This window comes from Vibrio sp. KUL80, from assembly GCF_059725495.1.
In genome coordinates, this window is record NZ_AP045841.1 from 1,592,476 (window position 1) to 1,612,283 (window position 19,808).

The window sequence follows — 19,808 nt, forward strand, 5'->3', positions numbered from 1 at the left end:
ACATTTAGATAACGATCTAACAAATGTCCAGTTTATCGTAGATTTTCCCTACAGGATTTAGACGAAAAGAGCAGTAAATTGAGAGGTGAAAAGTCAGCCAATAAGGATAATAAAATGAGTCACGAAACAACACTGACAGGGCTCTACTCCCTCGATGGATTAACGCCGCGCCAATACGATGAATTAGACACTCACGGTTTTACGATTATCCCAGATGTCATTGACCCAGAGTGGTTGCAAGAGCTTAGAGATAAGTTCGACCAACTCGTTAAAAAAGAGGGTGACCAGCTCGCGATTGAGCATCACCAAGAAGAGACAGTTACACGTATCGCGAACCTGATTAATAAAGGCACGGTATGGGAGAAAGTGTGGTCTCATCCATTGGTACTCGATGCGTGCCAACATATTTTCAAAGGCGAGTTCAAGGTCTCTAGCCTAAATGGGAGAGAGGCTCATCCAGGCGGTGGTATGCAGCCACTCCACGGAGACTGGAAAAAGCCAAGACCTGATTTTCCAAAAGTCCATTTGGTAAACTCGATTTGGGCACTGGATGAACTGTGTAAAGAGAATGGTGCACCTAGAATCATTCCTGGCACGCACCTAAGACCCGAGTTGCCTGAGGATGTGTTAGAAGACACCGAGGCTACACATCCCCAAGAGGTGTATTTAGAATGCCCAGCCGGTAGCATTATGATATTCAATGCCCACACATGGCATGGAGGTACCATCAATTACATCGGCTCTCGCCGACGTGTTTTGCATGGCTTGTATGTTTCAGCGGATGGTGTACAACAACAAGATCAGAAAAAGTGGTTACGCCCAGAAACAGCACTTAGATTAAATCAAGCTCAGAGAAAGTTGCTTGGGGTATAGTTTTAACCGAAAACTGTACCATATTGAAAATTGCGACTATTCTCAAGAGTTTTCCCTTCACATCACCTTGTCTTTTGTAGGTGAATCTGCTCACGTTATTCTGCAAATCCCTATGATGAGTCGTGCCTTGACTCATTATAGGGAGGTTGTTTTGCTTGTGTTGATCGTTGTTATTATTGTGTTAGATAATAGGTGTCTTGCACTATTTTAATATTGAGTAATTTCAGCAAGTTAATACGATATATATATCATTTAGTTCCGGACATATGTGTAATTGTAACCCCTTATTTCCTATTGTGTTGCACCTAAATAGTGCGCGTAAATAAGTGTTGAATTAATAACAAATCTATTATTTATCGGATTAATATAAAATATTCAGTTAGTTACAGGTTTGTTGTGGAGGTTTTTTGCAAAAATAAGTCAATAAGCATGATTACATACCACTTTGTGATAGTGATCAACATTATAACGCCTTTCTGAAATATTCGATGGTCAAATATTAAGATTCCTTTAAATTTGTATTTAAAACTTAAAGCGTAACAAAAGCTGTGTAATTTCAATAATAAGAGTCAGCTACGGATAGAAGCGCACTAGGTCGTCAAGTTTTAATTTTAATAAAATAGCTAATAAAGCTAGTTGCTAGGAATGGAGTCACCAATGAAAAAGCTCGCAATAATCACAGGATCGAAAGGTGGAATTGGATCTGCTATCTCTACTAAACTCGTTGAGGAAAACTATCGTCTAATCGCTACGTACAGCACAGGTAATTACGAGTGTGCTAAACGTTGGTTTGATGAAAAGGGCTTCACCGAAGATCAGGTTCGTCTATTTGAACTTGATGTTACTGATACTGAAGAGTGCAGAGAAAAGCTAGGTTTATTACAGCAAGAGGAAGGTACGTTTGACCTAGTGGTAAACAATGCCGGAATTACTCGAGACGGCCAATTTAAGAAAATGTCATCGAACAACTGGTTCGATGTTATTAATACCAACCTAAATAGTGTGTTCAACGTGACACAACCTCTCTTCGCGGCAATGTGTGAAAAAGGCAATGGCCGCGTCATCAATATCTCATCAGTCAATGGCCAGAAAGGTCAGTTTGGTCAAACCAACTACGCTGCAGCAAAAGCAGGCATGATTGGATTCACTAAAGCGTTGGCAGCAGAAGGCGCGCGAGCTGGGGTTACGGCTAACGTAGTTGCTCCTGGCTATACAGGTACGCCAATGGTTGAAGCAATGCGTGAAGATGTATTGGACTCAATCAAAAGCACAATTCCACTGAAACGTTTAGCTAAACCAGAAGAGATTGCATCGTCGGTTGCTTTCTTAGCGAGTGAAGAGGCGGGATATATTACAGGCGAAACGATCGCTATTAACGGCGGCTTATACATGGCTTAACAGCTTAAAGGGATAACGATGGGAAAAGTATTTATTGTTGCAGCGAAGCGAACTGCAATTGGTAGTTTTGGTGGTACCCTTAAAAATATTTCGGCAGGTGACTTAGCTGCCACAGCAATTAAAGGCGCGTTAGATTCAACACCTATTTCAGTTGAAGATATTGATGAAGTTATTGTTGGTAATGTTGTCAGTGCAAATCAAGGCATGGGCATCGGTCGTCAAGCTTCAATTAAAGCGGGTATCCCTGCAGAAGTCCCAGCCTATACACTCAATATGGTGTGTGGTAGTGGTATGAAAACATTAATGGATGCCGCGTCACATATTAAGGCAGGCGAAGCAGAAATAGTCGTTGCTGCAGGTGTTGAAGTCATGTCGCAAATTCCATTCGCAATGCCAGCTACAGCACGTAGTGGACATAAAATGGGTGACATGACCGCGAAAGACTTATTAGTCGCTGATGGTTTGACCGATGTATTTAATGCTTACCATATGGGTGTGACCGCAGAGAATATTGCTAAACAAGTCGATATCTCTCGCGATGACCAGGATGCTTATGCCTTAAGCAGCCAACAAAAAGCAGTTGCTGCGATTGAAGCAGGTAAGTTCAAAGAAGAAATCGTTCCTGTTGAAGTCAAGGTTCGTCGTAATGTTGTTGAGTTTGCGACTGATGAGTATCCAAAAGTGGATGCAACAATGGAAGGTTTAGCGAAGCTGCGCCCAGCATTTGACCGAGAAGGTAGTGTGACCGCTGGTAATGCATCTGGGATCAATGATGGTGCAAGTGCTTTGATTGTTGCCTCTGAATCAGCCGTTACTCGACTCGGCTTAACGCCACTTTGTGAGCTGGTGGCGAGTGCTCAGACTGGTCTTGATCCTCAAATCATGGGTCTTGGTCCTGTTCAAGCTGTCACTAATGCTTTATCTAAAGCTGAAGTCGCGATTTCTGATGTGAATGTATTTGAGTTAAACGAAGCGTTTGCTGCGCAAGCCCTTGGTGTAATTCGTAATTTAGCCTCTGAGCATGGCGTATCTGCAGAGTCAATTCTGCAAAAAGCTAACCCTAATGGTGGTGCTATTGCTCTGGGTCATCCTCTAGGTGCATCAGGTAACCGAATCATCGTTACCCTGATTCACGAAATGCTTCGAGAGAAGAAAGACCTAGGTGTCGCCTCACTGTGTGTCGGTGGTGGCATGGGAACTGCAGTCGTTGTTAAGCGCTGTTAATTGAGTTGTCGGAAGCCCAAGTAACTGGGATAGATTTTAGTTAGAAACTGGAATGTTTATTTCTTAGGAGAAATGATTATGTACACGGATATTTTCAAAGTGATCAACGAGCAGTCTGAAAAAACGTTTGAACCATACACTAAGTTCAACAAACTGATGACAAAGAACGTAGAGACGTTGACAGATCTTCAACTTAACGCAATGCGCGCATACAGCGAGCTTGGTGTAAATCAAATGAAAGCGGCAACAGAGATCAAAGATGTTTCTTCTCTAGCGGTTTTCAATAGCCAACAGCTGAATACGCTATCTCGTCTGTCTCAACAGATGATGGATGATAGCAATAAGCTTCAGCAAGTAGCGAAAGAGTTCAAAGAAGACCTAGAAGCGATCACTACTGAAGCTGTTAAAGCAAGTACACCTGCTTAACTTCGGCAATACTTTATATATAGAGGGTTGCGGGGGCACTCGTTCCCGCAACCTTTTTTTGTTTCCAAGAAAAGGGTTTTAGCTATGTTCCAAAACTTCTTTTCGGACTACCTTGTGAAACTGCAGGAGAGCAACCAGCAATGGTGGAAAGACTTCGAGCAAGGCAAGGCAGCCGTAAATAGCCCACTGACAAAAGCGATGCAGGAACTCAATGCTGAGGATACTGCAGAGTTTATGGACAAGGCATCCAAGCAACCCGCCGCTATGTTAGATATGCAAACTAAGTGGTGGATGCAACAACTAGAAATTTGGCAACGTGTTGCTTTGCAAGCGAGCAATGAACAAGTTGTCGACGTTGAGAAAGGCGACCGTCGCTTTGAAGACGATGCATGGAAAGAAGAAGCGTTTTACAACTTTATTAAGCAGTCGTATGTGCTGTTCAGTAAAACCTATCTAGACACGATCAATTCCGTTGAGGGTGTCGATGAAAAAATCAAAGAACGATTGACCTTCTTTTCTCGCCAGACGCTAAATGCGCTATCTCCAACCAATTTCATTGCCACCAACCCTGAGCTGCTAAAGCTGACACTAGAGCAAAATGGTGAAAACTTGCTTGCCGGATTGCAGCAGTTCCAAGAAGACATGGAAGCAAGTGCGGATGTATTAAAAATCCGTATGACCAATACCGAAGCGTTCCAAATTGGTGAGCATGTCGCTAACACTCCTGGCGATGTTGTGTTTAAGAATGAGTTATTCGAGCTGATTCAATATCGACCTGTGACAGAAAAGGTCAACGCTACACCATTACTTATCGTCCCGCCATTTATCAATAAGTATTACATCCTTGACCTGAGAGAGAAAAACTCAATGGTTAAGTGGCTGCTCGAGCAAGGACACTCAGTGTTCATGATGTCTTGGCGCAACCCGGGGCCATCTCAAGCTAAAGTAGAGTTTGGCGACTATGTTACTGAAGGCGTTGTTAAAGCGGTTGCGGCGATCGAGTCTATTACTGGCAAAGATCAGATTAACGCAGCAGGCTACTGTATTGGTGGTACGGTCCTCGCCTCGACAGTTGCGTATTATGCGGCGAAGCGAATGAAGAAGCGTATCGTATCAGCTTCCTTCTTTACTACACTGCTCGATTTTAGTCAGCCGGGTGAGGTAGGGGCGTATATTAACGACACTATTATCCGAGCTATCGAGGTTCAGAACAACTCGCTAGGTTATATGGATGGTCGCTCACTGAGCGTAACATTCAGCCTCCTGCGTGAGAACAGCCTGTACTGGAACTACTACATCGATAACTACCTCAAAGGTAATAGCCCAGTAGACTTCGATTTACTCTACTGGAACAGTGACAGCACCAACGTTGCAGCAGCGACACACAACTTCTTACTGCGTCAACTGTATCTAGAGAACAAGCTAGTTCAGGATAAGGGCGTTAAGATTGGTGGTGTTTGGATTGATCTCGATAAGATTCGTATTCCAAGCTACTTTATCTCTACTAAAGAAGATCATATTGCACTTTGGCAAGGCACTTACCGTGGCGCATTGAAGATGGGCGGTAATAAGACCTTCGTTCTTGGTGAGTCGGGTCACATTGCAGGTATCGTTAATCATCCTGCTAAAGAGAAATATGGTTTCTGGACTAACTCAACGCTCGATGAATCAGCTGAAGAGTGGATTAACAATGCAGACCACAACAAAGGTTCGTGGTGGCTGCATTGGAACGAGTGGTTGCATCAATATATTGCAGACGAACAGGTAGATCCGTTCCCAGTTGGAAATGAGGATTACCCTGTACTGTCTCAAGCACCAGGGGAGTTTGTGTTGCAGACCCTGCCGGTCATAGAACCGATAGACGTCGCACCTCAACCAGAGTCTGAATCCAAAGAATCAGCGTAAATATTCTTAAGGGCCATTCATTGGCCCTTTTTATCAACCATCCACACTTTTAGCCGAAGTATCAACGCACTTCGAGTATCCGTAACATACTTTTTTTTTCTCTAATGATACGTATGATGAATCCATAGCTAGAATCCAAGAGGTTGTTATGGAAATTGAAACACTAGAACAAAAAGTCAGCTACATCTACGGGCGAGAAATCGCTAAAGAGTTGGCACAAAAGTCATTTCCAAAAATGAACATCAAGATTATTCAAGAGGCGATCATGGAAGCGTTTATGCAAAAACCATGGCCTTTTGACCCAAGTGAAGCTGAAGAACTTAAGAAAGAGATGGAAGAGCAGCGCAAGCGAGCGCAAGCAGAGCATCTCGAGCAGAAGCAACAGTTCGAAGCGACATTTTTTGAGCGAAACGGCGCTCGAGAGGAAGTGAATATTCATAGCTCTGGTATCCAATATGAGATTATTCATGCCGGAGAGGGCGAGAGCGAATCGGATGCCAATAGCCAGTTTGTTGTGCGTCATAAAACATGGCTGTTGAATGGTCAGCAAGTGGATGGTTCGGCCCACTTACCTGAACCGATGCGAGTAACTTTGCACCAAGCTCCTGTTTCATGGTTAGTGGCTCTTAAAGAAATGCCAATCGGAGCCACGTGGCGTTTATACGTCCCTGCACATCTTGCTTACAAAGAAGACGCTCACCCTACCGTTCCAGCAGAAACTGCGGTGATCTTTGACCTCAAGCTGGAAGCCGTTGAATCCAAGTAGTCGTAAATTTCCAATATACCAAAAAGACCAGCATTTAATGCTGGTCTTTTTGGTTTGGGTGATATCGTATTTGGATGTTGAGAACAGCCATTAATAAAACTTATCTGAAGCTTAAAAGAATATAATGCTCAATAAATCGCCTAAAGTTTATATTTGTGCTTTTATGTGTCGTTTATGTGGCTGATTTGTTTTTATGAACAGTGTTTTAATAACATTTGGGGTGATCTCTGTCACGCCACGGGATCGGGAAACAAATTTATGATTCTAATCAACTAGTTTGTGCTGCTAATCTGCTCCGGCTTTTGATGACTCCATCAAGAAGCGTTATAAAAATAAGGAGTAATTATGACTAACGCCAAGAAACCAATGTCACTGACATCTCGAGTGATCATCGGTATGGTTGCAGGTATTTTGACAGGCTTCGCTATTCGAGGTCTATTTGCTGAGAACGGATTTGTAGACGCATACATTGTAAACGGTCTTTTCGAGGTTGGTGGTCAAGTCTTTATCGCCAGCTTGAAAATGCTCGTTGTCCCACTGGTATTTGTATCACTAGTTTGCGGTACCAGCTCTCTTAAAGACGTCACCACGCTCGGCCGTTTAGGTGGTAAAACCGTTCTGTTTTACGTCGCGACAACTGCAGTCGCTATCACGCTAGCCCTAACAATGGGTACTGTGTTCCAACCAGGTGCCGGTGCTGACCTAACCGCGGCAAGTTCATTCGCTGCTGCTGAAGCCCCATCTCTGGGACAAGTTATTATCGATATGTTCCCAACCAACCCGATCAGTGCGATGGCTGAAGGTAAAACCCTTCAGGTAATCGTGTTCGCGGTTCTGTTTGGTATCGCTATCAGTGCAGCCGGTGAGCCTGGTGAGCGCATCGCATCAGTTTTCCGTGACCTCAATGAAGTGATCATGAAACTGGTCGCTTTGCTGATGAACATCGCACCTTACGGTGTGTTCTTCCTAATGGCGAAGCTATTCACAGGTCTTGGTCTAAGTGCCATCTTTAACCTAGCAGAGTACTTCTTAGTACTTACAGCAACGCTGCTTCTACACGGTCTAGTGACATACAGCGTGATGCTTAAGTCGTTCACAGGTCTAAGCCCAATTACGTTCCTGAAGAAGATGGAAGATGCAGTAATGTTTGCTTTCTCAACGGCTTCTTCAAACGCAACAATTCCTGTGACGATGGAAACGGCTCAAAACCGTCTTGGTGTTGATAACAAGGTTTCTTCGTTCACTATCCCACTCGGTGCGACCATCAACATGGATGGTACGGCTATCATGCAGGGTGTCGCGACGGCGTTTATTGCTCAGGCATTTAACATTGACCTCACTATGGGTGATTACCTGACGGTTATCTTGACCGCTACGTTGGCGTCTATCGGTACAGCGGGTGTTCCTGGTGTTGGTCTCATCATGCTGGCGATGGTACTAAACCAAGTAGGTCTGCCACTAGAAGGTATCGCTCTTATCATGGGTGTTGACCGTCTACTTGATATGATCCGTACTGCGGTTAACATCACTGGTGATAGCGCGGTAACGTGTATCGTGGCTAAGTCTGAGGGTTCTCTAGATGTAGAGAAGTTCAACGACCCAGCAGCTGGTGAGAAAGAAGAAAAAGTTGAGCTAGTGCATATACCCGTGATCATTGAAGATGCTTGATTTTTCTTGAAATGAGGATCATGCTACGCACCATGAAAATAATACTGACTCCCCAACAGAAGCTACAACTCGAAGAGATGCACGATTCCACTCGTGATGGTCGAGTGCGTGACCGCATCAAAGCGGTTTTACTTGCGTCTGAAGGTTGGAGTCAGGCGATGATTTCTCAAGCTCTTCGCATTCACGAATCGACTGTTGCACGTCACCTAAGCGACTACGTGCTCTCTGAAAAACTCAAGCCTGAAAATGGTGGAAGCCAAAGCAAGCTTTCTGCTGCTCACACCATCCGCCTAACCGAGCATTTGGCTGAGAACACTTACTTTCATACTCATCAAATCGTCGCCTATGTAGAAGCAGAATTTGGTATTCACTACAGCGTAGCAGGTATGAATAAATGGTTACATCACAATGGATTTTCATACAAGAAACCCAAGGGTGTGCCTCATAAGTTCTGCCCAGAAATGCAGCAAGCCTTTGTCGAGTATTACAATAACGTTCTTAAGCCGAGCGAAGCCCCTGTATTGTTTATGGATGCTGTCCATCCAACTCAGTCGACAAAGCTCAGCTATGGCTGGATTCGAAAAGGTCAGGACAAGCTCATCGAAACAACGGGTAGCCGCACACGCCTGAATCTAATCGGTGCTCTGCCACTGGAAGACATTGGCGCAACAGTCACTGAGACGTATGACACCATCAACAGTGAGAGCATTGTTCACTTTTTCTGGAAACTAAAGAAAGAGCACTATCCACTAGAGCAGAAGATACACCTTGTCTTAGATGGAGCAGCCTATCACCGAACCGAATTAGTGAAAGACGCTGCGAAAGTACTCAACATCGACCTTCATTACTTACCCCCATATAGCCCAAACTTAAACCCAATAGAGCGGCTTTGGAAAGTGATGAATGAGCATGTGAGGAATAACATTTACTTCCCCACAAAAGCGACATTCACATCTGCGATTAAAGAGTTTTTCAATGTGACTTTACCAAAGGTTGCAGGCTCACTCACATCCAGAATTACGGATAACTTTCAGTTACTGGAACCTGCATCTTCAAGTTGAACGGGTATAGCTAATTTAGACTTCTACTTAGCAGATAACAAATCAGCAGATAAAGAAAGGGCCAGTGGATATTCACTGGCCCTTTTGCTTATGTTATCAATTGTTGTCGATGACTCATTGAAGGTGCTATCAATCTACTGCACTGTACCGGCATTTCTTGAAGCACCAAGCTGCAAGCGCTCCCCAAACAACGGTAAGCACCCAAAGCTGCGTCCAATCACCTCGAATCTGAGTCCAATCTGCTCCCATTTGATTTAGCTTCAAGAACCCGCTGATAGCCGCTTGAGTAGGGAAGGCTGCTGCGAACCATTGCATTGGTACTGGAAGCATTTCAGTGGGCCAGATAAAGCCTGCAGAAAAGATTAAAGGCATAGAGCTAATCAACACAAGGACAGTCACCAACTCTCTGCGAGGCGTTAGCGCTCCTAGGAAAATCCCAATAAAGCATGACGTTAAAAAGAACGGTAGCATTAAAGTGAGAATTTCGAATGGATTGGCGAGCGTGCTAATCCCATACATACTAAAGCTGGCACCAAAATAGAACATACCCAGCAGATAGTAGATGACGGTGAGTACAAAGCTTCTAACTGCGATAACAGACAATACAGACTGTGAGCTCCAATAGCCTTTGCCTTGACGTTGCGTCCCACCAACCAGTCCAGATGCCATGGCCAGCGTCTGTTGCAGTATCAACACAAATACCGCTGGGACGACATAATCTACATACCCCATACGAGGGTTAAATGTGGGTTTTGCATTGAGCCGAGTTGCCGAGTATTGCTGACTCGCTAACTCAAGCGGTACACCATCAATCAAAAGCTTTGAAACCTTAGCCTTTGCCGCTAATGTCCCGCCCGCTTGCGCTAACCCTTCGACCACAGTGCCGTAAACCAAGAACAACGATGCATCGCCCGCATATGCTAATACCGGACTCTTACCCAACATAAGATCTTTGTAGAAATGCTCAGGGATAACCAGAAATCCTGTGATTTCACCGTTGATGAAAGCTTGCTTTGCTTGTTCGATAGTGTGGTCGCGCTGTACCACTTGGACATTCGGAGTGGCGTCGACCATGCGCTCGAGTTGGAAACTCGTTTGGCTTTGGTCGAGATTGACGACTGAAATTGGTTGCTCTCTTGGTGTCTGCTGACTGTAAGGAAGAGGGTAGAGAAACGAATAGAATATGACTCCGCCAAATACCGTCAAAACAACCACGGGATTAGTGAGAACTGCTTTGAGTTCAAGTTTAATGTGTTCTAACAAGGTCATGCTGATAACTCCTTAGCTAGATGCTTTTTGATCAGCATAACGGTGAGCGCGAGTGGAATAATGTAGCCAATTAAAGGTACTAGATGGGCCAGCGATTGCGCCGCATGAACACCGTAACTTGCTTGACTCACCTGAACCTCAATGTAGTGACTAATAGGCAACAGCTCGCGCCAAAAAACAGCGAGCGGACCCATATCAGTAGCAGGGAAGGTGATGCCCATAAACGCGAAACTAGGTGCAGTGAAGGCGCCAGCGAAGCTCATGGCCCTAGCAGCATCACAAGTTAAGAAAAAGAACAGCGCCCCCATGATCATACAAGCTACAGTCGTGACCAGCTGAGCAAAAATCAACACTGTCCAGCTTCCTTCCATTGGCCAGCCAATTAAGTCATAGAACCAGATGAGAAACGCTAACCCTAGCAATGCAAACCAAACAAAGTAGGGAAACAACGTATTACTGAGGTTTCTAACAATACTCCCTTTACCTAACCACGGAGCAATGCCTGCTACTCGATAATTTGCACTTAACGCGAGCACGGTAAATGACACGATGGCTATCTGCCAAATGGCAGGGACAATCGCGGTCACCAGAAACTGAGCGTAGTTGGTACCCTTGTTAAACAGGGGCGTTATCTGCGTTCTGACGGAAACGGCTTTGCCGAAGGCAGCCGCGCCCGTCGTGTTGCCTTTTGAGAGTGCTTTCACAACTTCTACTTGGGCATTAAATGTCCCTTGGGCTTGCAATGCTGCAGAGTTAATTAGTCGTCCGACAAGTATGTACTGACTGTTGTAGAACAGAGTGACCTGAGGAGATACGGATCTCACTATCGCCTTATCGAAACCCGGTGGCACGTACAAAATGGCATAGATGTCGCCCTCGACTAAAGCCTGCCTCGCCTGACCAATATCTTCATATTGGTGGTCAACACTGAGCATTGATGTCGCATCATAATTTCGAATGAGCTTTTGCGACAAGGTGCTTTTGCTCTGATCGACAACACCAATCGGAAGGTTGCTTGCTATCCCTTGAGAGAAGATCCAGTAAATAGACAAGCAGAGCAAAATGGGCACCCATGTAAGACATGACAATAACCATTTGTCATGTCTGAGTAGGTGCCACTGGCTACGAAAGTGACTCTTTACTAGCTTTCTGCGAGAAGCAATAGAGAGAGTAGGTGAAGTTTGAGACATAACCGAGCCTTACAGTTCTACGACCAAACTCATACCCATACGAAGCTTCACGTTATCTAACGGTCGAGCTTCAACCTCAAATGTGCGCAGATCAAAGCCTTGCGTCGCATCAGTAGAACGCCAGGTTGCAAAATCACCCATCACTGCAACGTGTGTGACTTTGAACGTGACTGACTCATCGAGTGCTGGGACGTACGCTTCAAACTCGCTGCCTTTCTCGAACCGGTTTAATGCGTCTTCACGTACATTCAGCACGGCCCAGGTATCTTTCGTATCAATAACAGTCACCACAGGGAATCCTTGTGGTGCGAGTTCACCGCTGTGAAGTAACACTTGAGATACTTCACCATCAAACCAAGAATGGATTTGGGTATCGGCAGCATACGCTTCTACTTCTGCCACGGCACCCGCGGCCATACGTGCTTTTTCTGCGGCTGCTAGCTTAGTTTCGTCACGTGCACCTTCTTTCGTCATCTGGAACATCTGATATGCTGCGCTTTCGGTATATTTTGCTGCTTGCCACTGCGTTAGTGCTTCGTCACGCTTTTGCTCAGCAACGACGCCATCTTTATAAAGGTTATTGACGCGCAGATAAGTTTTTTCCATCAATGCAGCAGCCGCTTTCGCTTTACGCCATTGATCTTCTGCCGCTTGAATCTGCTGTTGTCTTGCGCCAATTTCTGCCTCTTTCGCTAATGCGCCAGCTGCTTTTTGGCCAGCAACCGCTTGCTCAAGCTTGGCTTCAATTTCTGGGCTGTGAATCGTAAAGATAAGCTGTCCTTCAGACACATTATCGCCTTTACGTACCATCACCTCATCGATACGACCAGGTACCTTAGATGAGATGCTGTACTGCTGTGATTCTATTTGACCTTGAATACGAAGAGGTGGTGTTTGGTAAGCATCAAAGAACTTGTAGCCAACCCAGCCAATTACAGCTACAGCGCCTAATGTCACTAGTGCCGGTTTTACCTTGTTCATGATGCGTCCTCAGTTCTTAGTTGTGCAGGGGTAACTGCGTTATGTTTGTACGTAGCAAAGTTGTTCATCTCACTAGAAAGTGCGAGAAGTTTGTTGAGTGATAATAGGTATTGGAAGCTTGCAGCATCCTGTTGAGTTTTTATACTGGCGAGATACAGCTCTGCATCAACTACGTCGAGCGAACGGCCTAGGCCTTGTGAAAAGGCCTTTTGACGCAGTTTTAGGTTTTCCTGCGCCAGTTGGATGCTTGAGTTTAACCCCTGAACTTCGTCTAAAGCTTGCTGCGCTTCTAGGTAGGTTTTCTCAACGAGCACGCTAAGATCTTGACGTGCTTGTTTACGCAAAAACTGCACTTGAGAAACCGCGCTGTTTGCCGCTTTCATTTGTTCACTGCGACCCGTGTTTTCAAGCAGAGGAACGCTAACGCCAATACCTACAAGCCAATCGGGTTTAAGCTGACTGGTTAGGGAGTCTCCGTGATATAGACTGTAGTCACCGTAGGCATAGACTTCAGGATAGTATTTGCCTTTCTCTGCCTTCATCAAGCTGCTTGCTTGTTTCTCTTTTGCATCAAGAATGGCAAGACCAGGGTAGGTGTCCAGAGTTTGATCGACAAATGCATCTAGAGGTGGCAGGTTTCGATTGATAAATAACTCATCACGGGGTTCAACGGTTTCGGTCTGGCCCAAAACTTGTGTAAGCGCGGCCTGTGCGATGTTTAGGCTGTGTTCGGCTTTTTTACGCTCGACTACCGCCTTATCAAGGGATGCCTCGGCTTGTAAACGCTCGACACGTGCGATTTGACCTTGCTCTTCAAGCTTGATCGCGAAATCACGGTGCTTGGTTAGTCCTTTTTCCACCGCCATACGAGTATCGACGACGTTTTTTGCCAAGATGACACTGAAGTAGTATTTGCTGAGATCTTCATAGCGCGCTTGTACTTCCATCGCGAGTTGGCTTTGCGCCTCTTCTTTTTTACCTTCAGCCGCGGTTTGCGCCGCCGTAATACGACCACCAGTGAATATAGGCCAGACGGCACGAATAGAGGAGCTGAAAATATCTTTGTGCTCAAGTGTAGAAGTCACGCCACCAAGCAAGTTACCAAGAGCTTGTCCTAAACCAGGAATATTGGGTACACCACTCAAACTATCTGCAAATTGCTGACCGTTTAGCGTGACGTCTTGATCGAGGCGAGTATAGTTTGCTCCTACCGTTACTTTAGGAAGGTTGAGACTGCTTGAAGCGTCTTTTAAGTGGCCATATCGCTCTACGTTCGCGCGCTGCGCTGCTAGTGAATTGTTGTTCTGCTGAAGCAGTTGCCATGCTTCATCAAAAGAGACTTCTGCAGCTAAGCTGCTAAGTGAAAGCGTTCCTAGCAAAGCGCCCAAAGCCAATGGCAGGGACTTGATCTTCATGAATGCTCCAAACCGATGTTAAAAAATTATCTAGAGTATATGCTCTAATAAAATGGTGTGCAATAACCTAAATATAGTTGGTATTTCACTAATAGCGTGTGTATGTCTCTGTTTTTTCGCATTTATTGAAGGAGAAAATTAGAACGAAAAAAAGCAAAGCCAGGAGAGACTTTGCTTTTTGCTAGCGAATTAAACAATTAATCGTGGGAGGGACAGACATAACCGGCCCGCCACAATAAGTGTTTTGATTTAAGAAGTGCTTTTAACACTTCGCTACCCGACATTTGAGGAGAAGCGAACGAGACTTGAACGTCTTGATCTAAGTCGTCCTCAGGCGAGTTAGTGGTTTGGTAAGCCCTCACATGCGTAAAGGTTGCACGTCGATTGCGCGACAGCAAAGCCCTATCTAGGCAAATTCCAAAACAGTCACGTTCCATAATCTATTCCCTTATCATAGTTCTAGTAATTATTGGTTACGGTTATTACTGCTTCATTGCTATTTTATTTTTATTGTCTGGCCCGATGGCCTACGACTAGTAACATCTTATTAACGCGTCCAGAATCTCAGAGTTCGGGGCAGCCGAGATTCAACCTAGTCAACTGACACCTCATACTATACGAAAGTGGTAGACGATAGTTCTAAAATTAATCTAAAAATGATGTGATCTTGATCGGGTTAAAGAGTGAACAGCCATGAAACGATTTGAGTGTGTAACTTGATGTTAACGTACGTTGAGAATCATTAATCATTCGAAAATAGCCTAGGAGTTCACAGAACCACATTCGCAGAGATGCCGTCATGTTACGGCACTGTTACAGTGTTTGTCTCAGGGAGAGTGAACATGAAATGGAACCAGATAAGTTTTCGATACCGAATGCTGATTATCATGACAGTGTCGGGATTGCTGCAGTTGCTTGTCTTGACGTTAGCGGGATTTAGTTACATTAAACAATCTCAAGAAGAGGAAATGGGGCTTAAGGCTAAAGGCGTTGCCACATTTCTCGCCCAATCCTCTTCCGTAATCCACATGATTCAGTACGACACATCGTCCCTGATGCAAGCACGCTATCGAGGCCTTACCGAGATGATTGGTGCAGCCTTTATTGTGATTGGTGACAAAGATGGTATTCGTCTAATTCACCCTATTGATGAGCGAATTGGTCTACCGATGAAAGGGGGAGATAATGATCTTGCGCTTATCCATGGAAAGTCTTACGTCTCGTTCGCAGAAGGCTCCCTTGGTAAATCGGTTCGAGGCAAAGCCGCCGTTTTCGACGAAGATGGTAATGTTATCGGTGTTGTCTCTGTAGGTTATTTGCTCGACCGATTGCAAGATAGAATCGAGCCATATCTGCTGTTCTTGATAGGCATGGCAATACTCGTTTTGATTGCCAACGCTATCATCTCTTATTTCATCTCACGACGTTTCCAAAAAGCTATTCTTGGTTTCGAACCAGAGGAGATTGGTCGACTCTATGGTGAGCTTGATGTCACCATGAGCACCATTAAAGAGGGTGTGATCAGTATTGATACCCATGGTGTACTTCGTTCCATTAATACCAGTGCTTGTGAGATCTTGGGACTCACAAAAGAAAAGGTGATGAATCAGCCTTTAACCCGCGTTCTACCGAACTCAGACCTTCAGTCTTTGATCGACAGTCAAGAAACTGACCACGATATTGAGTTGTACTTAAATCAGCAGCGAATTGTTGCGAACCGCAGTCCGATTCTTGTTGACGGTAAAGTAATAGGAGCCGTGTCGAGCTTCCGGCTAAGAGATGAGATTAGCGAACTAACCGACCAGCTCTCTCAGACTAAAGCCTATGCAGAGATGCTGCGTTCACAAACGCACGAACATCGCAATAAGCTCAATACCATTAGTGGTTTAGTACAAATGGGTGAAGTCGAAGCGGTTCAAAGCTTGATAGGTCAAGAAACTGAGCACTATCAGCAGCTTATTGAGTTTTTGAGAGAAACAGTAAAAGACCCGCTTATTGCAGGTATGTTGCTTGGTAAAACAGAGCGGGCTCGAGAGATTGGCTTGTCATTGCTTGTTGACGAAGAGTCTAGGCTTGAGCCTTTACCAGAAAGCATTAATGCTGATGACCTCGTCACTATTTTGGGTAACTTGATCGACAATTCGTTCGAAGCCACACAATCGGCAATAAAAGCCGCGCCTAATGAGCGTTTTGAGCGCGCTCATATAGAGGTGTCGATCAGTGATTTTGGCAACGAGATTATATTAGAAGTATCAGACAAGGGATGTGGTTTACCCAAACACCTTGATGTTGATGCATTGACGACGCGAGGTGTATCGAGTAAATCGGCACACAATCGTGGTGTAGGGCTGTTCTTGGTCAAACAACTCACAGAAAGATACCAAGGGCAGCTAGAAATGATAGAAAACGACACCATGGGCACGCGCGTGACCATTTATATTCCGAAGGATGGATTAGCATGAGTGACTTAACTCGAGTCATGATAATAGAAGACGATCTTAAGATCGCAGAACTACATCGCCGTTATCTAGAACAGATGGGTGGTTTTGAAGTGGTTGGTATTGCGACCTCGAAAGCCGACGCAGAAATGCAACTAGAGGTTCTAGAACCCGAACTTGTGATGTTAGACGTCTATTTACCAGATGGAACAGGCATTGAAATTTTGACCCATATTCGTTCGCTGAACCAAGAGTGCGATGTGATACTGATTACCGCTGCACGCGATGTCGAGACATTGCAACATGCTATGCGTGGTGGTGTGATTGATTATCTACTGAAACCAGTGATGTTTCCACGGTTAGAAGCTGCTCTTAAAAAATACCAGAAGAGGACGGCAAAGCTGCATGACGCTGACGGTCTTAACCAGTCTTTAGTTGATGAGATGATGCAAGCGAATAGCTCTGAATCGAGCTCCGAGCAGCGTTTACCAAAAGGAATCGACGGCGTTACCCTAGAGAAAATACGAGCACTTTTCAAAGAAGACAACCTATATACAGCCGATGAAGCAGGGGAGTGTATTGGTGCCAGCCGTACTACCGCGAGACGCTACCTGGAGTTCTTAATTGGTACTGGGGAGCTTGAAGCTGACGTAAATTACGGGTCGGTAGGCAGACCGGAGCGTTGTTATCGGAGGCAGCATTAACAGGAGCTTGCTGTTTATCACTCAACAAAAATAGGCGATGCGACGTTAGGAGCTAGCCTTTAGTTCTCCCCCTTAATAAGGGGGAGTTAGAGGGGGTAAAGCGGACCTACAATTAGCGCCTGTAACTCGGTTTGGCGTCCGCGTTCCCACCCCTCCCAGCCTCCCCTTAGCAAGGGGAGGAGCCAGTGCTCGCTGTCGCGTAGCTAACTAAAAAGGCGATGTGACGATAGGAGCTAGCCTATTGTTCTCCCCCTTGATAAGGGGGAGCTAGAGGGGGTAAAGCGGACTTACAACTTGCGCCTGCAGCTCGATTTAGCCTTCGTGTTTCCTCTCCACCTAGTCTCCCCTTAGTTAGGGAAGGAGCAAACAGTAACCACTTCTCTATGACTCAACCTTCTTCGGCTGATTGAACCACTTCTTAACCACAGACAGCAGCGCTGGACCCACAAGTACCAATACCGCAAGTACCGTAAACGTCATCGTTATAGGACGTTCCCACAAGAAGCTCAGCTCACCATCACTAATCATAAGTGCACGTCGAAGGTTCTCTTCCATCAAGCCACCTAGGATAAAGCCGAGCAGTAGCGGGGCAAGTGGGAAGTTCGCGAGTCGTAATGCTATCGCACCCATTGCAATCAACAACATGATAAATACATCCATAGTGTTGAATGAAACTAGGTAAACACCCGTGATCGAGAAGAACAAAATCATTGGTAGCAGGACAGTTCTCGGAACCGCCAACAGTTTAGAGATATAAGGAATCAGCGGTAGATTCAAAATCACTAGGACAATGTTACCAAAGTACATCGAAATGATGACCGACCAAAAGACATCAGGGTGTTCGACAAACAGACGTGGACCTGGTTGGATGCCATAAGCAATCAACGCACCCAGCATGATTGCTGTAGTACCAGAACCCGGAATACCCAGTGTTAGCAGTGGTACGAATGAGCCACTTGATGCGGCATTGTTAGCTGATTCTGGGGCAACCAAGCCTCGAATGCTACCCTTACCAAACTCTTCACGCTTATCTTTTGGTGCAAGGTTGCGCTCCATACCATAAGAGAGGAAAGCGGCAATTGTCGCACCCGCGCCAGGGAGTACGCCAGTGAAGAAACCAAGAATAGAAGAGCGAATAGAAACAGGCGCCACTTCTTTGACTTCTTCTTTGGTTACTTTCATGCTGCCGATATCACTCAGCTTTTTCTGTTCATCTTGGCGAGTATCTTGTTGTGGCTTGAGTATGCCCATTAAGGTTTCACCCAGAGCGAAGGTAGCCATCGCTAGTAGCAGGAAGCTAAATCCATCCATTAGGTCGGTGAGACCAAAGGTGAAACGCTCAACGCCAACCCCTTTATCAATACCAACGGTAGAGAGCATGAGTCCAAGTACTACCATCATCCATGCTTTCAGCACCTGACCTTTACCTGCAAAAGCGGCAACCGCAGATAAACCAAGAAGCATCAGTGCAAAATAGTCAGAAGATTGGAAGCTAAGCGACACTTTTGCCAGTGCTGGAGCTGCAAACAACAGCATGATCGCTGACAACGTACCACCGGTAAACGATGAGTAAGCTGCGAGGGCTAGGGCTTTACCTGCTTGACCTTTCTGAGCCATAGGGTAGCCATCAAAAGCGGTAACTACCGTTGAAGAACAGCCCGGTGCATTAATTAAAATTGATGAGGTCGAGCCTCCAAAAACGGCACCGTAATACACACCTGCCATCAATATAAGACCTGATGAAGGATCAAGCCCGTACGTAATAGGGATCATCAGAGCAATAGCTGAAATCGGACCAAGCCCTGGAAGCATGCCGATAAATGTACCCACAAAGCAACCAACGATGACCATCATGATGTTCATCGGCATGACCGCCGTCGAGAGACCTTGTAAAATTCCGTCTAACATAATGGTGTCCTACCAAATCGTGAAGATGAGTCCAGGTTCTAGATAGATATCCAGACCTTGAGTGAGTAAAAGATAAAAGCCGATGACAAATGGGAACGATGCGCCAAACAAAATGGGTTTTCTGCGCTCACCTAATAAATAGAATCCCGCCAATAGGAAAAAGCTGGTTGACAATACAAAGCCAAGGTAGCTGAGACCTAATCCATAACCCGCCATTAGAACCAAGAAACCAATGAGTAGTTTCCAGTTAAAAGAGGCTTCGACCGCACTTTTCTGATCAGGCTGACCAGTAATCAATAACAAAACAGACAGACCAATACCAACAAAGGTCAATATGGTTGGCAGAGTTCGAGCAGTAAAGGGTTCGTACTCATCCCCAGGGAACATGGGAATTAACGATGTTTGGTATCCATAGCACAAGCACAGAATCAAAAATATCATCGCACCTACACGATCACGAGACAGCAGGTTCTCTTTCGTGAACAGCTTTGAGGTGAAATCAGACATAACTCACTCCAAATAGTGAATAGAGAAAAGACCGTATATAAGGGGTCGTTGAGTGGCGACCAAGCGGATAAACAA

General features: G+C 45.2%; 17 protein-coding genes. 10 read left to right on the forward strand and 7 right to left on the reverse strand.

Annotated features, from left to right (window positions below; translation table 11 throughout):
• Nucleotides 1-114: 114 nt before the first annotated feature.
• From AC6I8U_RS07390 to AC6I8U_RS07425, 8 genes are all read left to right on the forward strand, one after another.
• On the forward strand, nt 115-873 hold the full coding sequence (locus tag AC6I8U_RS07390; RefSeq protein ID WP_498018184.1) for a phytanoyl-CoA dioxygenase family protein: 759 nt from the start codon (nt 115-117) through the stop codon (nt 871-873).
• 657 nt (nt 874-1,530) lie between these two features.
• Nucleotides 1,531-2,271, forward strand: a complete 741-nt coding sequence (locus tag AC6I8U_RS07395) for an SDR family oxidoreductase (protein ID WP_498018185.1) — start codon at nt 1,531-1,533, stop codon at nt 2,269-2,271.
• Nucleotides 2,272-2,289: 18 nt separating this feature from the next.
• A complete protein-coding gene (locus AC6I8U_RS07400; protein WP_498018186.1) occupies nt 2,290-3,495 on the forward strand; it encodes an acetyl-CoA C-acetyltransferase in 1,206 nt (401 codons plus the stop codon).
• Between the two features lie 78 nt (nt 3,496-3,573).
• A complete protein-coding gene (locus AC6I8U_RS07405) occupies nt 3,574-3,921 on the forward strand; it encodes a phasin family protein (RefSeq protein WP_042472759.1) in 348 nt (115 codons plus the stop codon).
• Between the two features lie 84 nt (nt 3,922-4,005).
• Nucleotides 4,006-5,826 carry a class I poly(R)-hydroxyalkanoic acid synthase gene (gene phaC / locus AC6I8U_RS07410; protein WP_234495915.1) on the forward strand — a complete coding sequence of 607 codons (1,821 nt, stop codon included), beginning with the start codon at nt 4,006-4,008 and terminating at the stop codon, nt 5,824-5,826.
• A gap of 148 nt (nt 5,827-5,974) precedes the next feature.
• A complete protein-coding gene (locus AC6I8U_RS07415; RefSeq protein ID WP_498018187.1) occupies nt 5,975-6,592 on the forward strand; it encodes an FKBP-type peptidyl-prolyl cis-trans isomerase N-terminal domain-containing protein in 618 nt (205 codons plus the stop codon).
• 345 nt (nt 6,593-6,937) lie between these two features.
• Entirely contained in the window at nt 6,938-8,260 is a 1,323-nt protein-coding gene (locus AC6I8U_RS07420; protein ID WP_498018188.1) for a dicarboxylate/amino acid:cation symporter, read from the forward strand.
• Between the two features lie 32 nt (nt 8,261-8,292).
• A complete protein-coding gene (locus AC6I8U_RS07425) occupies nt 8,293-9,321 on the forward strand; it encodes an IS630 family transposase (protein WP_498018189.1) in 1,029 nt (342 codons plus the stop codon).
• Between the two features lie 129 nt (nt 9,322-9,450).
• Here AC6I8U_RS07425 and AC6I8U_RS07430 read toward each other — a convergent pair whose 3' ends face one another.
• The 5 genes from AC6I8U_RS07430 to AC6I8U_RS07450 all read right to left on the reverse strand — a co-directional run bounded on the left by AC6I8U_RS07430 (nt 9,451) and on the right by AC6I8U_RS07450 (nt 14,613).
• Nucleotides 9,451-10,590 (reverse strand): ABC transporter permease, encoded by a 1,140-nt coding sequence (locus tag AC6I8U_RS07430; RefSeq protein ID WP_498018190.1) that lies wholly within the window; start codon nt 10,588-10,590, stop codon nt 9,451-9,453.
• A complete protein-coding gene (locus AC6I8U_RS07435) occupies nt 10,587-11,780 on the reverse strand; it encodes an ABC transporter permease (protein WP_498018191.1) in 1,194 nt (397 codons plus the stop codon). The genes AC6I8U_RS07430 and AC6I8U_RS07435 overlap by 4 nt, the downstream gene beginning before the upstream one ends.
• A gap of 9 nt (nt 11,781-11,789) precedes the next feature.
• Entirely contained in the window at nt 11,790-12,761 is a 972-nt protein-coding gene (locus AC6I8U_RS07440) for an HlyD family secretion protein (RefSeq protein ID WP_498018192.1), read from the reverse strand.
• On the reverse strand, nt 12,758-14,176 hold the full coding sequence (locus AC6I8U_RS07445; RefSeq protein ID WP_394154442.1) for a TolC family protein: 1,419 nt from the start codon (nt 14,174-14,176) through the stop codon (nt 12,758-12,760). Before AC6I8U_RS07445 ends, AC6I8U_RS07440 begins: the two co-directional genes overlap by 4 nt.
• Before the next feature lie 197 nt (nt 14,177-14,373).
• Nucleotides 14,374-14,613: a cation transporter gene (locus AC6I8U_RS07450; protein ID WP_081935902.1), complete on the reverse strand. Its 240-nt coding sequence runs from the start codon at nt 14,611-14,613 to the stop codon at nt 14,374-14,376.
• Nucleotides 14,614-15,018: 405 nt separating this feature from the next.
• Between AC6I8U_RS07450 and AC6I8U_RS07455 the strand changes: the two genes are divergently transcribed.
• Nucleotides 15,019-16,638 carry an ATP-binding protein gene (locus AC6I8U_RS07455; protein ID WP_498018193.1) on the forward strand — a complete coding sequence of 540 codons (1,620 nt, stop codon included), beginning with the start codon at nt 15,019-15,021 and terminating at the stop codon, nt 16,636-16,638.
• Nucleotides 16,635-17,318: a response regulator gene (locus AC6I8U_RS07460; protein WP_498018194.1), complete on the forward strand. Its 684-nt coding sequence runs from the start codon at nt 16,635-16,637 to the stop codon at nt 17,316-17,318. The genes AC6I8U_RS07455 and AC6I8U_RS07460 overlap by 4 nt, the downstream gene beginning before the upstream one ends.
• Before the next feature lie 381 nt (nt 17,319-17,699).
• Here the strand turns inward: AC6I8U_RS07460 and AC6I8U_RS07465 are convergent, their stop codons facing one another.
• Together AC6I8U_RS07465 and AC6I8U_RS07470 are read right to left on the reverse strand one after the other, a co-directional pair.
• Nucleotides 17,700-19,226, reverse strand: a complete 1,527-nt coding sequence (locus AC6I8U_RS07465; RefSeq protein WP_042472783.1) for a tripartite tricarboxylate transporter permease — start codon at nt 19,224-19,226, stop codon at nt 17,700-17,702.
• Between the two features lie 9 nt (nt 19,227-19,235).
• On the reverse strand, nt 19,236-19,733 hold the full coding sequence (locus AC6I8U_RS07470; RefSeq protein WP_498018195.1) for a tripartite tricarboxylate transporter TctB family protein: 498 nt from the start codon (nt 19,731-19,733) through the stop codon (nt 19,236-19,238).
• Nucleotides 19,734-19,808 lie beyond the last annotated feature (75 nt).

Coding starts and splice junctions, on each gene's coding strand:
- AC6I8U_RS07390 (WP_498018184.1), top strand. CDS start 115: ATGAGTCACGAAACAACACTGACAGGGCTCTACTCCCTCGATGGATTA.
- AC6I8U_RS07395 (WP_498018185.1), top strand. CDS start 1,531: ATGAAAAAGCTCGCAATAATCACAGGATCGAAAGGTGGAATTGGATCT.
- AC6I8U_RS07400 (WP_498018186.1), top strand. CDS start 2,290: ATGGGAAAAGTATTTATTGTTGCAGCGAAGCGAACTGCAATTGGTAGT.
- AC6I8U_RS07405 (WP_042472759.1), top strand. CDS start 3,574: ATGTACACGGATATTTTCAAAGTGATCAACGAGCAGTCTGAAAAAACG.
- phaC (WP_234495915.1), top strand. CDS start 4,006: ATGTTCCAAAACTTCTTTTCGGACTACCTTGTGAAACTGCAGGAGAGC.
- AC6I8U_RS07415 (WP_498018187.1), top strand. CDS start 5,975: ATGGAAATTGAAACACTAGAACAAAAAGTCAGCTACATCTACGGGCGA.
- AC6I8U_RS07420 (WP_498018188.1), top strand. CDS start 6,938: ATGACTAACGCCAAGAAACCAATGTCACTGACATCTCGAGTGATCATC.
- AC6I8U_RS07425 (WP_498018189.1), top strand. CDS start 8,293: ATGAAAATAATACTGACTCCCCAACAGAAGCTACAACTCGAAGAGATG.
- AC6I8U_RS07430 (WP_498018190.1), bottom strand. CDS start 10,590: ATGACCTTGTTAGAACACATTAAACTTGAACTCAAAGCAGTTCTCACT.
- AC6I8U_RS07435 (WP_498018191.1), bottom strand. CDS start 11,780: ATGTCTCAAACTTCACCTACTCTCTCTATTGCTTCTCGCAGAAAGCTA.
- AC6I8U_RS07440 (WP_498018192.1), bottom strand. CDS start 12,761: ATGAACAAGGTAAAACCGGCACTAGTGACATTAGGCGCTGTAGCTGTA.
- AC6I8U_RS07445 (WP_394154442.1), bottom strand. CDS start 14,176: ATGAAGATCAAGTCCCTGCCATTGGCTTTGGGCGCTTTGCTAGGAACG.
- AC6I8U_RS07450 (WP_081935902.1), bottom strand. CDS start 14,613: ATGGAACGTGACTGTTTTGGAATTTGCCTAGATAGGGCTTTGCTGTCG.
- AC6I8U_RS07455 (WP_498018193.1), top strand. CDS start 15,019: ATGAAATGGAACCAGATAAGTTTTCGATACCGAATGCTGATTATCATG.
- AC6I8U_RS07460 (WP_498018194.1), top strand. CDS start 16,635: ATGAGTGACTTAACTCGAGTCATGATAATAGAAGACGATCTTAAGATC.
- AC6I8U_RS07465 (WP_042472783.1), bottom strand. CDS start 19,226: ATGTTAGACGGAATTTTACAAGGTCTCTCGACGGCGGTCATGCCGATG.
- AC6I8U_RS07470 (WP_498018195.1), bottom strand. CDS start 19,733: ATGTCTGATTTCACCTCAAAGCTGTTCACGAAAGAGAACCTGCTGTCT.